Here is a 13,375-nt window from a genome sequence, read left to right as displayed (position 1 = left end):
CAACCCGGCGCCCTTCGAGAACCCGTGCTCCGGCGCCGCCCCAGCGCTGCCAGAGCGCTTGTGGAGCCGGCGGTCACGTTTACGTTATCCGACGTATTGTCGGCCCCACGCAGCCGGCGGAAGACTGGGATCAAGCCCATGGCGCTCCGCCACGGCAACGTTCGACGATTCCCCGCTGCATGGAGCAAGGCATGACCGATACCCTGATCAAGGTCGATCTCGATACCCCGGCCACCGAGAACCCCCAGGTCCACAATCGCTGGCACCCGGACATCCCCATGGCTTGCTGGGTCAAGCCGGGCGACGATTTCATCCTGGAAACCTACGACTGGACCGCGGGCGCGATCGCCAATAACGACGACGCCTCCGACGTGCGCGACGTCGACCTGAGCACCGTCCATTATCTATCCGGCCCGGTCGGCGTGGAAGGCGCGGCCCCGGGCGATCTACTGGTCGTCGATCTGCTGGATATCGGGGCCAAGGAAGAAGCGCCCTGGGGCTTCAACGGCTTCTTCTCCCAACAAAACGGCGGCGGGTTTCTGACCGAGCATTTCCCGCACGCCCAAAAGTCGATCTGGGACTTCCACGGCCTGTACACGAGCTCACGGCACGTGCCGGGCGTACATTTCGCCGGCCTGATCCATCCGGGGCTGATCGGCTGCCTGCCGAGCCGGGACCTGCTCGAAACCTGGAACCGCCGCGAGGCCGACCTCATCGCCACCAATCCGGACCGCGTGCCGCCGCTGGCCAACCCGCCGGTCGCCGCGACCGCCCACATGGGCGCCATGACCGGCGACGACCGCGACAAAGCAGCCGCGGAAGGCGCGCGCACGGTACCGCCCCGCGAGCACGGCGGCAACGTCGATATCAAGGATCTGTCGCGCGGTTCGAAGATCTTCTTCCCGGTATACGTCGACGGCGGCGGCCTGTCGGTGGGTGATCTCCACTTCAGCCAGGGCGACGGCGAAATCACCTTCTGCGGCGCCATCGAAATGGCCGGCGGCTGGGTTCACATGAAAGTCGAGCTCATCAAGGGCGGCATGGCCAAGTACGGCATCAAGAACCCCATCTTCAAGCCGAGTCCGATCACGCCGAACTACAAGGACTATCTGATCTTCGAGGGTATTTCGGTCGATGAAACCGGCCACCAGCATTATCTGGACGTCAACGTCGCCTATCGGCAGGCCTGTCTCAATGCGATCGAATATCTGAAGAAATTCGGCTACTCCGGCGCCCAGGCTTATTCCATCCTCGGCGTGGCGCCAGTACAGGGTCATATCAGCGGCGTGGTCGATATTCCGAATTCCTGCGCCACGCTATGGATTCCGTCGGAAATCTTCGACTTCGATATCCATCCCGGCAGTGACGGACCGATGAAACATATCGACGGCCGTGTCGACGTGCCGATCGCCTACGACTGATCGGAGCACGCCATGCCTATCTATGAATATCGCTGTCCCGAATGCGGTCCTTTCGAGACGAACCGGCGCATGAGCGAATGCGATGCGCCGGCCGACTGCCCTGTTTGCAAGGCATCGGCCGGTCGCATCATGTCCGCGCCCCGCCTGGCGGTGCTTGATGCCGGGATCCGACACGCCCATGCGACCAACGAACGCAGCGCCCATAGCCCCCGGTTCGAGACGAAACACGAGCATTCGGCCGGTTGCGGCTGTGGCACGGCGACACAGAGCGCCCGCCGCGACGGAATCCGCACACGCACCGGGCATCGGCCCTGGATGATCAGCCACTGACCCTGCGGCTCAGAACCTGATGCACAGGCCCTCGCATACGCGCTGGCTCATTCGAAACGAACCCCAAGCAAGAGAGACAAACATGCGTCACGGAGATATATCCAGCAGCGCCGATACCGTCGGCGTCGCAGTCGTGAACTACAAGATGCCGCGACTGCACACGCGCGAGGAAGTCCTCGACAACGCCCGCCACATCGCCGAGATGATCAAGGGCATGAAGGTCGGTCTGCCCGGCATGGACCTGGTGATCTTCCCCGAATATTCGACCCAGGGGATCATGTACGACCCCGACGAGATGATGGCCACGGCCGCGCCCATTCCCGGCGACGAAACCGAAATATTTTCTGTGGCCTGTCGTGAAGCGAAGACCTGGGGCGTGTTCTCGATTACCGGCGAACAGCACGAAGACCATCCGAACAAGTCGCCCTACAACACCTTGCTTCTCATCAACGACGCTGGCGAGATCGTTCAGAAGTATCGCAAGTGCATCCCCTGGTGCCCGATCGAGGGCTGGTATCCCGGCAACGACACCTATGTGTGCGACGGCCCGAAGGGGCTCAAGATCAGCCTGATCATCTGTGACGATGGCAATTATCCCGAGATCTGGCGCGACTGCGCGATGAAAGGGGCCGAGCTGATCGTGCGCTGCCAGGGGTATATGTACCCGGCCAAGGAACAGCAGATCCTGATGTCGAAATGCATGGCCTGGGCGAACAATTCGTATGTCGCCGTGGCCAACGCTGCGGGTTTCGACGGCGTGTATTCCTATTTCGGCCATTCCGCGATCATCGGCTTCGACGGCCGGACGCTGGGCGAATGCGGCACCGAGGAGAATGGCATCCAGTACGCACAACTGTCGGTATCGGCAATCCGCGACGCGCGTATCAACGACCAGTCGCAGAACCACCTATTCAAACTGCTGCACCGCGGCTATACCGGCATCCACGACTCGGGCGACGGTGAAAGCGGGCTCGCGGAATGCCCTTTTTCGTTCTATCGCGACTGGGTCATCGACCCTGCGGCGATGCGCGAACGCGTGGAAGCCTTGACCCGACCGACCATCGGCACCGACGCGTGCCCGGTCAAGGATCTGCCGACGCCCGGACGCACCGGGACAGACGGTTAATCTCGATCGCGGCCTGACGGCTGGCGCTGTGCCGGCCCGCCCGGCGACGCGATGAAATCCGCGAGCTAGGGTCTGTTGAGGTTTCGTGCGAGCACCGCGTTGGCGTCCGCAAATCGTGTCCGGCAAGGCGCGAGTCGCCGCGTCGTGGCGAGCCACGACCCAGACTCGCAACGCCGCCGGGCGGGATTTGCGGCCCAACCCTTCGGGACAAGCGCTTTTTTGCGGCAATACAGCGTTGTCGCTCTCTCGCGTAGAACAACTACGCCACGTTCGCTACGCCTCGTCTTGCCGCAAAACAGCGCTTGGCGCGGACTCACACGAAACCTCAACAGACCCTAGGCAAAAAAACGGCCACGGGCCACGCACTCGCGCGGTCCGTGGCCGTGCCCTTACGGGGATGCTAGACGTAGAAATCCAGCTCTTCGTTGTGCTTCAGCCAGTCGCGCATGCGATGCGGATCGTCGCCGAAATAGAACACCAGCCCCCAGTGCGTACCGAAAGCGTTGCGTTTGGTTACGGTTTCCTGCAACGGCGCAGTCAACTCGTGACGATCGAAATACTCGTGATTCGCGACTTCCTCGGGAATCTCGAGTTGCGACACCACACGCTTGCGCGGGTATACGCCGAAGCAGCCGGCGTAGCCCTTGGCGTCGATGACCGGCGTCGGGAAGAAGGCTTTGACTTCCTCTTCCGTGGTCTTCGGGTCGAACACCAGCATCGAGGCCTGATAGGCGTTGAAGCCATAGGCCCGCTCGATCAGTTCGAACGCCTTGAAACCCGGCGGCCGATAAGCCACTTCGCCGAAATACATCGTGCCGTCGGAGGTCACGAAATATTCCGGATGAATCTGGCCGAACTGGATGTCGAAGGTCTTGATCAACAGCTCGATCTGCTGCGTGATCAGATGACGCCACGATTCCAGCTCCGGCGTGGCCGGCACGAACACCGAGTAGCCGAGCGTGACGTACTCGGAAATATTCAGGAACTGGATCTTGCCGTCCCAGATCCAGGCCTCGACCGCGAACTCCCAGCCGTCGAGGTGGCTCTCCATGAGCAGCGGGTATTCCGACTCCGGAATCTGCTCGATTTCCTCGGCGCTACGGATCATGCGATGGCCGAGACAGCCGGCCTTGTCGAAGGCCTTGAGATGGATGGGATCATCCACGTCGCCGTCGAGCTTGAGCAGCGTCTGGTTCACGCGCTTGAAGAAGCGATAGACATCGTCCTTCTCGTGCGCTTCCTCGAAGATCCCCACGCGGATGCCGCCCAACTGGGCTCGGCGCTTCATCAAGGCCTTGTCGCGGAACAGCACGGCCTGGCCATGCAGCCGCGGGTTGCCCATCAACACCGAGTTGATCGCCCCGGCCCATTCGACGACTTCCTCGAACAACGGCACGGCAACATCCACGCCCATGTTCTTGAGGGTTTCCGCGATTTCCATCGAGCGATCGTTGAGCCGCTCGAAGTTCCAGGGCACGTACGGGATGTCATGCTGCTGGCAATAATCCTCGGCCCATTCCGGTGCCACCACGACAAATCGACGGTCGAACTTTTCCGCCGCTTCGATGGCGCCCAGGGCCCACCCCAGAAGCGCTATATAACCTTTATCCGGATTCTTCTCCGCCATTTCGGCTCCATGGAACGAATCGTTACCTGACCATAGCACAGGGGGTAATACGCGGAACCGGCATTTTCCCTGAGCTCCGGAGCGCCTCAAGCCCGTACAAAACTCGAAGGTGCCCTCGGCGCGTCGTCACGAGAGACGCCCTACAACTGTGGCAGCGGCCACAGCAACGCCGCCCCGCGGGCTATCGAGGCATCGCCGTGAGCCGCCGGTACCAAGGTTGTTCTAAGTTCGTCGGCAACACAGTGCCGACCCCATATCTTGGGTACTTCACTGTAAAGCCAGCGAATACGCGACAGCCCACCGCCAACCACAATCACCTGTGGATCCATTAAATTGATCACGGCGGCAAACGAGCGCGCGCTACGTGCAAGCCAGTCACGCAGGGTGATGCCGGCCAGGCGTTCCCCGGCCTCGGCTCGCGTCACGATGTCGGGCACGGTCAAAGCGTGCCCGCCGCGCCGGACGTGATCAGCGCTCATGCCTGGACCGGACAGCCATGCCTCGATACAGCCGTGTTGGCCGCAACCGCAGGTCGGGGCAGTACGGGATTCAGCCGGAGTCGGCCACGGCAGGCTGTTGTGGCTCCAGGTCCCAGCGAAGCCGTTGCTCCCCCCCAAGAGTTGCCCATCGATCAATAGCGCGCCGGATACACCGGTACCCAATACCGCCGCGAACACTCGAGTGGCGCCTTCGGCCGCACCGTCAAGATATTCGGCCCGGGCGAGACAACCCGCCTTGTGCGCAGTCCGCACATCGCGCCCCAGGTTAGCGGCCAGATCGCGCGGCAAAGGACGCGCATTGAGCCAACTGACGTGCGAACCGCACATGAGATGCTTGGACGCGTTCAACCGGCCGGGCGTCGCCACGCCGACGGGCAGCCCCTCGATGCCAACATCCTGCTCCAGCGTACTCACCATCGCGGCAATGGCGGCAACCGTGGCCGGGTAGTCGCCGATCGGGACGTCGAGGTGTCGCTCGGCATGCACGCGATGATCGCCATCGATAATCGCCCCGATCATGCGAGAACAGCCAAGATCGATACCCAACCGCAAATCGCTCGCGCTCACGTGCGACGACTCCACAGGCTGCATCGGGCGCACCCGGGAATAGGACGAGACATGAACGGCGCTTTACGTGGCATTAGAGGGTTAGTGTAGGCCCTCGATCGACGACTTGCGATGCGCTATACACCGGCTTTCGCGGCCCAGCCGTACCCCGCGACCACGTTCGGATTCGTCCCGGGCCGCGTCCTCATCCCGGGCCCGACGTTGTCGTTGCAACGAATGCGGTAGCGAACGATTCCTAGCTCATCGGTTGGGGCAAACACGGCCGCATTACCTCAAGAAAGCACGAAACGGCGCAGCGGGATGTATTAAAAGCCCATTCCAGTAGGCTCTAAAGCCGACGACCTCTAATCAATCGCCTGATCGAGCAACGTGCCGCAATCGCCGTCGATCTTATGCGTGAGCAAGTCGTCGGCTCGGGTACGCCCGTGGTTGATTGCCATGATCGGGAGCCCGCTTCGCGCCGCTTCGCGAACGAAGCGAAAACCGGACCACACCATCAACGAAGACCCGGAGACCAGCACCGCATCCGCACGGGCGAGCCCGGCCCAGGCCCGCTCGACCCGCGATTTGGGCACGGCGCCGCCGAAGAAGACCACGTCGGGTTTGAGTATGCCGCCGCAGGCCGGACAGTCCGGCACATTAAAGGCATCGTAGTCGACATCGCCGAGCTCGATATCGCCGTCCGGCCGCATCGCGTCGGCGTCGTGCAGCCAGCCGCTGTTAGCCGCAATCAACATCTCCTGGACTCGGTGACGCGAGACGCGGGTACCGCAATCCAGGCAGATTACGCGATCCAGCCGGCCATGCAGATCCACGACGTTGCGGCTGCCGGCCGCCTGGTGCAGGCCGTCCACGTTCTGCGTCACAAGCAGCGACAGCTGTCCCGCTGCCCCGAGCCGCGCCAGCGCGAGATGTCCCGAGTTGGGGCGCGCCCGGGCGACTGGAGGCCAGCCCGCCATGCTGCGCGCCCAGTAGCGACGCCGTTTCGACAATTGCGTGACGAAGGCCTGATGCTGGATCGGGCTGGCCCCTTTCCAGCCGCCGTCCCGATCCCGATAGTCGGGAATACCGGAATCGGTACTCATACCCGCGCCCGTCAACACAAACAGACGACGATGAGTTGAAACGAACTCGCGCAACCGATCAGCGTTCATCGTGCTCGCGGTATCCGGTGGCGCCATCAACGCATCGGTTTCAGTCACGGCTACTCCGTATAGAGCGGTGGGTCATCGGCCGGATATCGCAAACGGTGACACCGCTTATCGTCTCGGCCATCGCATGGCAGCGCAATAAGCCGCTCCGACCGCACTGCATGTCGAGTCAATTACGATACCAGCGACGCGCTCCGATGCAGCCGGCACGTCCTACCGACCCGGCATCCATCAATGAATTTCAGGATCGATAACGTGAGTATGCGCGAGCATGACCACGCCAGCTGAAAGCCGCGACCCGATCCAAAATGACGGCCGGATTATCCCCACGTTCGTTTTAAGTGGCGTTGGAAACAGCGGGGAGTGTCAGCTGCTTGGGTGCGGAATTCGGGCGTGTCGACACCCCCGAATAACCCGGCATGAAAACATCCATGCCGGGATGGGCGCCCGTATGCGACCGCGTGCTTGCCGCGGCCATCGGCTGCTAGGGCGTGTTGAGGTTTCGTGCGAGCGCCGCGTTGGCGTCCGCAAATCGTGTCCGGCAAGGCGCGGGGCGCCGCGTCTTGGCGTGCCACGACCCAGACTCGCAACGCCGCCGGGCGCCCCTAGTTAATTTTTTTATGGGCGGCCCAACCCTTCGGGACAAGCGCTGTTTTGCGGCAATACAGCGTTGTCGCTCTCTCGCGTAGAACAACTACGCCACGTTCGCTACGCCTCGTCTTGCCGCAAAACAGCGCTTGGCGCGGACTCGTACGAAACCTCAACACGCCCTTGGGCCAGGCGTCGGAAAACAGTCAATCGGCAGCCGTAGGGGCGCGGAATTAACGATCGCGTTCGGCATCGAACAAAGCGCCGACCTTGGTGATATAGCCCTGCATGGCTTTTTCGGCGTCCATGCCCTTCAGGCTGGCCCAGGCATCGTACTTGGCACGGCCCTTGAAATCAGTCATGCCCGGGCGCTTGCCGGACACATCCCCCGCCGTCGCCTGCTTGTAGTGGGCATAAAGGGCGAGCAGATCGTCGTTGCTCGGACGCCGCGACAGCGTCTCGACGTCCTTCTGTGCCTGTTCGAATTCGGCTTGCGTATCTGCCATGAAGGCTCCTTGCGGCCGCGTGCGGCTTTCGTGGGAAATCACGACTGCAGTCTAACCAGCTATACGCTCGTACGTCATGAACCGATACCCCGGCGTTTCCCCGACCGGCGGCCGCGGATCGTCCGCAATCAACCGCCAGTGGCGCCAATCGACGGCCGGAAACCAGGTATCGCCGGTATATTCGGCATCGATCCGAGTAATCAACAGCCGGTCGGCGTACGGTAACGCCAGCGTATAGACCTGAGCTCCACCGATGACCATGAGCTCGGCCGCGCCCGCCACCCGCGCCAGCGCGGCGTCGAAGGCATCCACCGTTTCGATGTCCGCGGCCTCGATATCGGCGCGGCGCGTCAACACCATATTGCGACGATGCGGTAGCGCGCGCCCGATCGACTCGAAGGTACGACGGCCCATGAGGATGGGCTTGTCCCGCGTATTCTGTTTGAACCAGCGCAAATCGTCCGGCAGATGCCACGGCATGCCGCCGCTGGCGCCGATGACGCCGTTGGCATCCATGGCCGCGATCAGGCTGATGCGCGGTTGATTCATTCGGTCTCCAGGCTCTGGGTCGCGCCCGAATCGGTGTCTCGAGCAAGCTTAATGATAAACGTCGTGCCCTGCCCGTGCGTTTCCGCGATCTCGAGATCCCCTCGGTGACGCCGCGCGATGCGCCGGCACAGATCGAGCCCGATGCCCGTGCCTTCGACTTTGTCCGGCTGCGATCGGACGAGCTCCGCATCGCCGCGTTCGAACCCGCGGGCGTTGTCGGTATAGCGCAATCGCAGCATGCCGTCGTCCGAATCCCCGTCCAGCCGCATGATCGCGATACGCGGTGGCACGTCCGGTCGGCGATAGCGAATGCTGTTATCAATGAGGTTCTGGAACAACAAGCGCAGTTGCACCGGGTCTCCAGAGACCGCTCCCAGAGCGGAGATATCAATCCGGGCGCCGTGGTCGCGGACAAGCGTTTCGAGATCGTCGAGCACGGCGTCGATCACCGCCTCGAGCTCGACGCGCTCGGGCACGAACGGGGTCTGATCGAGACGGGCCAGCCGCAGGACGCCCCCGACATTGTCCTGTAGGCGCGCAATCGCCGTATCGATGCGGGCCAAATAATCATTGGCCTGCGCGCCGAGCGTAGGCGCTTCATCGCGCCGCAGGACCTCGACGTACCCGCGCACCCGGCGCAGGGGCTCGCGCAAATCGTGCACGACGGCGTTGAACCAGGCTCGCTCGGGCGACTGAGCCACGTCGGTCATCGGCGCCGTACGCCGGTCGGCGCTTTTTTCGGCATCGCCCAGCGCCAGGGTGAAGCCCATCAGGGCGTCTCCGGCCTCATCGTAAAGCGCGACGAGTGTCGCCGGCCAACAGATATCGCTCGCCTGCCGCGTCGCGGGGATCACGAGCGATTGTTGCGGCCGGTCGGTCTCGACCGCGCGATGCAGCAATCGATACCAGTCCTCGTCCTCGGTCGGCCGCAGTAAATCGGACAGCGGGCGCCCCACCCAGTCCCGGTCGCCAATCCCCAGGCATTGCGCCGCCTGCGGACTGACATGCCGGACCTCGGCTTCCAGACCCAGTCCGATCCAGCCGGGCTCGCCCCCGATCAACGCCAGGTTGGCACGGTGCGCGGCCCGGGTATTGCGTGGCCCGCGGGCGCGGCTGGGCGCATCGCATCCGGCACCGATCTCCTGCACCAGTACCGCGAAGCCGGGTTCCGCTTCGGCCTGTGGCCGGATATCCAGGCGACAAGTCTTGCGCGCGCCCGCGCGCGCGATCAGCGGTAGGTCGAGCTGCGTATGGCCCGCGGCCGAGGCACCAAACAAGGTCCGCGTTACCACGCCCTGATGCCGATATTCGGCCGGCGCCAGATAATCCAGGCGACGACCGATGACATCGGACGCGAAATGACCCAGCAATCGCTCTGCGCTATCGTGCCAGCGGCGAATTCGCCCATCGAGCGTCAGGCCGCACAGGGCCAGCGACGTATCGCGCGAAAGCAATAGATCAAGCGCGCGCTCGGCGAACCCGGGGTCGTCGCCGGCTACGGGCAAGCTCGAACCGTCAGCGTATGAGTTGGTCATGGCGATCCGGTGATCTAGGGGCATGAGCGCGGTCACGCCGATCCCGATCAATGCATCGGGGCCGTCGCGCCCGCCAGAAGCTCGGTCACATCCGGTGTCGCCAGTCCGGGCGCGTAGTAGAAGCCCTGGGCGAAACCACAGTGATTGTCGGCCAGGAAACGTCGCTGTCCATCGTTCTCCACTCCTTCGGCCACCACTCGCATACCCAGGCTCGCACCCAACGCGATGATGGCGCGGGCCATCGCCTGATCGTTCGGATTGTCCACGACACCGCGCAGGCAATTCTGGTCGATCTTGAGCACATCCACCGGACGCCGGGTCAGCGACTGGAGCGTAGAGCGTCCCCGCCCGACATCATCTATAACGACACGAACCCCCAGGTTCTTTAGCGCCGCAAGCAAATCGTCGAATACACGGTCGTCGAGGATGACCGCGGCTTCGCTGAATTCGAGTTCGAGGCACGCCGGCGGCATCCCCCGCTCATCGAGTAACCGGCGTACGCTCGCCAGCAGGCCCGCGCTGCTGACGAGATGCGCGGATACATTCACCGCCAGGACCGTATCGGCGTCGATCAGACCGTAATCGCGCCAGGCCAGATATTGCCGGCATGCCGAAGTGAGCACCCAGTCGCTCAACTCATTAATGAACCCCTGCGACTCGGCCAGCGCGACGAACCGTGTCGGCGAAATCGGGCCGAGTCGCGGATGATGCCAGCGCGATAGCGCTTCCAGCCCCACGATGCGGCCGGTGTCGAGCTCGAATTGCGGCTGATAGACGAGATACAGCTCGTCGCGTTCGAGCGCAACCCGCAGTTCGTTCGCCAACTCGATCGGCTCGTTTTCGGTCTTTTCACGGGTCTGTTCATACCACTGGAATCGATCTCGTCCGGCGCGCTTGGCGGCGTACATGGCCGCATCCGCATGGGAGAGCAGCGCCATGCCATCCGCCCCGTCTTCCGGATAGCGGGCCGCGCCGATCGAAATCGTGACACTTAACTCGTGTTCTCCGACGATCAAGGGTTGCCGGAACCGATCGAGTACGGCGCCCAGCATGCTGTCGATATGCGCGACTTCGGCAGTGTCGGCCACCGCAACGAATTCATCGCCGCCCATGCGGCCAAGCAGCACATCGAGACCGCAGCACGTCTGGAGGCGTTCGGCGGCAAGAGCCAACGCCTTGTCCCCCACGCTGTGTCCCAGCGAATCGTTGATGCTCTTGAAGCCATCCAGATCGAAGTAGATCACGACAAACGGATCGCGTTGCCCGAGCGGCTCAGCGAACTTTTCGGCGATGCGCTCCTGGACCACGCGCCGGTTGAACAGGCCGGTGATCTGATCGTGCTCGGCCAGATAGGTGAACTGCGCCTGATCGGCGTATTGCTGTACCGCGTAGCGTATGACGCGTTCGAGCAGAATCGGCGTCAGCGACTCCTTGGCCAGAAAGTCGACCGCACCCGCCTTCATCACCGCGAGATCGATCTCGTAGCTGGCATTGCCCGTCAGCACCACGACCGGCCCGGCAAAACGACGCGCCGCGGCGCTGCGCAGCACTTCGAGACCGGTCCGCGTGCCGAGCTGGTAATCGAGCAGGCAGATATCGTGGGCAGCACGCGACAGCTCATACTCCGCCTGAGCATGATCCGTCGCAAACGTGACGGTATAGTCCACGCCGCTTACCGCTGCCAATAGGCTGGCCAGACGTTCGCGATCTTCGTCGCTGTCTTCAACGACGAGAACACGAACCGGGCCCTTTCCCTGGTTCAATGTGACTAGTTCTTATTGAAACCTCATGGCGCGAGTTTACGGCAAGTAACCGACCGTGCGCTTAAAATATCTCCGCGGCGCACCCCGCCAGCCGGCGTTCAGACAGCGATCGGCGCTTTGATCGTGGGATGGCTTTTGTAATCAAGCAACTCGATGTCGGCAAAACGAAAATCGAAAACATCATCGATTTCCGGGTTCAGCCAAAGCCGCGGCGGCGAAAGCGGCTCACGCGCCAGTTGGGTCTCGACCTGATCCAGATGATTCAGGTACAGATGCGCATCTCCCAGCGTATGCACGAAATCCCCCACGGCGAGATCGCACACCTGCGCGATCATATGCGTGAGGATGGCGTAGGACGCAATGTTGAACGGCACGCCAAGAAAGATATCCGCGCTGCGCTGATAAAGCTGACACGACAGGCGGCCGTCGGCGACGTAGAACTGAAACAAGGCATGGCACGGCGGGAGCGCCATATCGTCGACCTGGGCCGGGTTCCAGGCGGTCACGATATGCCGACGCGAGTCCGGGTTACGCCGAATGGCCTCGATCACCCGCGATAGCTGATCGATCGCTTCGCCACTGGGCGCCGGCCAGCTGCGCCACTGATAGCCATAGACCGGGCCGAGATCTCCGTTCTCATCGGCCCATTCATCCCAGATCCGCACCTTGTTATCGCGTAGATACGCGATATTGGTATCGCCGGCAATGAACCACAGCAGCTCATGGATGATCGAACGCAGATGCAGTTTCTTGGTGGTCAGCGCCGGGAACCCTCGGGCCAAGTCGAACCGCATCTGACGGCCGAATACCGACTTTGTCCCCACGCCGGTGCGATCGGCCTTGGTCACGCCGTGATCGCGCACCTCGCGCATGAGATCCAGATAAGGCTGCTCGATCGCAGCAGTCATTTGGCCCCTGCCTGATTCGGGTCGCGTCGCGTATACGCCCAGATCAGGATACCGATGCCGCCCACGATCATCGGCGCCGAATAGACCTGGCCGAGGGTCATCCAGCCGAAAGCCACGAAGCCGGCGAACGGATCGGGCTGGCGGAAGAACTCACAGAAGAACCGAAAACAGCCGTAGCCCACCAGGAACAACCCCGACACCGCGGCCCGTGGACGCGGCTTGGCCGCGTAGATCCACAGAATCGCGAACAGCGCGAGCCCTTCCAGCGAAGCTTCGTAGAGTTCCGACGGGTGCCGCGGCTGCGGGCCGACATGCGGATAGATCATCGCCCACGGCACGTCGGTCACCCGGCCAACCAGCTCGCCGTTGATGAAGTTCGCGATGCGGCCGAAGAACAGCCCGATCGGTACGATCGGCGCGACAAAGTCGGTGATCTGAAAGAAACTGCGATTCGTCTTGCGCGCGAACAACGCCGAGGCAATGAACACGCCGATCATGCCGCCATGGAACGACATGCCGCCATCCCACACCGCGAAGATCTGCAGCGGGTGGTGATAGAACAGATCGGGCTGGTACAGCAGCACATAGCCGAGGCGCCCGCCGAACACCACGCCGAGCACGACATAGAAGAGGAAATCGCCGACTTCCTCCTTGTGCCAGTGCACGTGTGGCTGTCGCGTGCGAACCACGCCCATTCCCCAACCAATGAGGAAAGACAGCAGATACATCAGGCCGTACCAATGAACGGCCAACGGGCCGATCGAGAACGCGATCGGATCGAAATCGGGACGTACGAACATGGCG

At 62.6% G+C, this 13,375-nt stretch carries 12 protein-coding genes; 3 read left to right on the top strand and 9 right to left on the bottom strand.

Annotated elements, in window-relative coordinates; translation table 11 throughout:
* Positions 1–191: 191 nt before the first annotated feature.
* From fmdA to C41B8_RS09400, 3 genes are all read left to right on the top strand, one after another.
* On the top strand, positions 192–1,421 hold the full coding sequence (gene fmdA, locus C41B8_RS09410) for a formamidase (RefSeq protein ID WP_037337118.1): 1,230 nt from the start codon (positions 192–194) through the stop codon (positions 1,419–1,421).
* 12 nt (positions 1,422–1,433) lie between these two features.
* Positions 1,434–1,751, top strand: a complete 318-nt coding sequence (locus C41B8_RS09405) for an FmdB family zinc ribbon protein (protein WP_037336988.1) — start codon at positions 1,434–1,436, stop codon at positions 1,749–1,751.
* A gap of 82 nt (positions 1,752–1,833) precedes the next feature.
* Positions 1,834–2,877 (top strand): aliphatic amidase, encoded by a 1,044-nt coding sequence (locus C41B8_RS09400; RefSeq protein ID WP_037336985.1) that lies wholly within the window; start codon positions 1,834–1,836, stop codon positions 2,875–2,877.
* A gap of 400 nt (positions 2,878–3,277) precedes the next feature.
* Here the strand turns inward: C41B8_RS09400 and C41B8_RS09395 are convergent, their stop codons facing one another.
* The 9 genes from C41B8_RS09395 to lgt form a co-directional block, all read right to left on the bottom strand.
* Positions 3,278–4,504: an ATP-grasp domain-containing protein gene (locus C41B8_RS09395; protein WP_037336984.1), complete on the bottom strand. Its 1,227-nt coding sequence runs from the start codon at positions 4,502–4,504 to the stop codon at positions 3,278–3,280.
* A gap of 140 nt (positions 4,505–4,644) precedes the next feature.
* Positions 4,645–5,571: an ROK family protein gene (locus tag C41B8_RS09390; RefSeq protein WP_232226033.1), complete on the bottom strand. Its 927-nt coding sequence runs from the start codon at positions 5,569–5,571 to the stop codon at positions 4,645–4,647.
* Between the two features lie 344 nt (positions 5,572–5,915).
* Positions 5,916–6,752 (bottom strand): NAD-dependent protein deacetylase, encoded by an 837-nt coding sequence (locus tag C41B8_RS09385; RefSeq protein ID WP_051883343.1) that lies wholly within the window; start codon positions 6,750–6,752, stop codon positions 5,916–5,918.
* A 791-nt stretch (positions 6,753–7,543) separates the two neighbouring features.
* The gene (locus C41B8_RS09380; RefSeq protein ID WP_037336982.1) at positions 7,544–7,816 is read right to left on the bottom strand and encodes an acyl-CoA-binding protein; all 273 of its coding nucleotides are present in this window, start codon (positions 7,814–7,816) and stop codon (positions 7,544–7,546) included.
* Positions 7,817–7,867: 51 nt separating this feature from the next.
* A complete protein-coding gene (locus C41B8_RS09375; RefSeq protein ID WP_037336979.1) occupies positions 7,868–8,365 on the bottom strand; it encodes a dihydrofolate reductase in 498 nt (165 codons plus the stop codon).
* Entirely contained in the window at positions 8,362–9,900 is a 1,539-nt protein-coding gene (locus tag C41B8_RS09370) for a sensor histidine kinase (RefSeq protein WP_037336977.1), read from the bottom strand. The genes C41B8_RS09375 and C41B8_RS09370 overlap by 4 nt, the downstream gene beginning before the upstream one ends.
* Before the next feature lie 47 nt (positions 9,901–9,947).
* Entirely contained in the window at positions 9,948–11,663 is a 1,716-nt protein-coding gene (locus C41B8_RS09365; protein ID WP_051883331.1) for a putative bifunctional diguanylate cyclase/phosphodiesterase, read from the bottom strand.
* Positions 11,664–11,761: 98 nt separating this feature from the next.
* Positions 11,762–12,571, bottom strand: a complete 810-nt coding sequence (locus C41B8_RS09360) for a thymidylate synthase (RefSeq protein WP_037336974.1) — start codon at positions 12,569–12,571, stop codon at positions 11,762–11,764.
* A complete protein-coding gene (gene lgt, locus C41B8_RS09355; protein WP_037337107.1) occupies positions 12,568–13,371 on the bottom strand; it encodes a prolipoprotein diacylglyceryl transferase in 804 nt (267 codons plus the stop codon). Before lgt ends, C41B8_RS09360 begins: the two co-directional genes overlap by 4 nt.
* Positions 13,372–13,375: the final 4 nt, after the last annotated feature.

This window comes from Salinisphaera hydrothermalis C41B8, assembly GCF_000732535.1.
GTDB lineage: Bacteria > Pseudomonadota > Gammaproteobacteria > Nevskiales > Salinisphaeraceae > Salinisphaera > Salinisphaera hydrothermalis.
This window is presented reverse-complemented; position numbering and strand designations above follow the sequence as displayed.

Bases quoted from the DNA above. Each gene is read 5' to 3' on its own strand.
- C41B8_RS09375 (WP_037336979.1), bottom strand. From the start codon at position 8,365: ATGAATCAACCGCGCATCAGCCTGATCGCGGCCATGGATGCCAACGGC.
- C41B8_RS09360 (WP_037336974.1), bottom strand. From the start codon at position 12,571: ATGACTGCTGCGATCGAGCAGCCTTATCTGGATCTCATGCGCGAGGTG.
- C41B8_RS09370 (WP_037336977.1), bottom strand. From the start codon at position 9,900: ATGACCAACTCATACGCTGACGGTTCGAGCTTGCCCGTAGCCGGCGAC.
- C41B8_RS09385 (WP_051883343.1), bottom strand. From the start codon at position 6,752: ATGGCGCCACCGGATACCGCGAGCACGATGAACGCTGATCGGTTGCGC.
- C41B8_RS09395 (WP_037336984.1), bottom strand. From the start codon at position 4,504: ATGGCGGAGAAGAATCCGGATAAAGGTTATATAGCGCTTCTGGGGTGG.
- C41B8_RS09380 (WP_037336982.1), bottom strand. From the start codon at position 7,816: ATGGCAGATACGCAAGCCGAATTCGAACAGGCACAGAAGGACGTCGAG.
- lgt (WP_037337107.1), bottom strand. From the start codon at position 13,371: ATGTTCGTACGTCCCGATTTCGATCCGATCGCGTTCTCGATCGGCCCG.
- C41B8_RS09400 (WP_037336985.1), top strand. From the start codon at position 1,834: ATGCGTCACGGAGATATATCCAGCAGCGCCGATACCGTCGGCGTCGCA.
- fmdA (WP_037337118.1), top strand. From the start codon at position 192: ATGACCGATACCCTGATCAAGGTCGATCTCGATACCCCGGCCACCGAG.
- C41B8_RS09405 (WP_037336988.1), top strand. From the start codon at position 1,434: ATGCCTATCTATGAATATCGCTGTCCCGAATGCGGTCCTTTCGAGACG.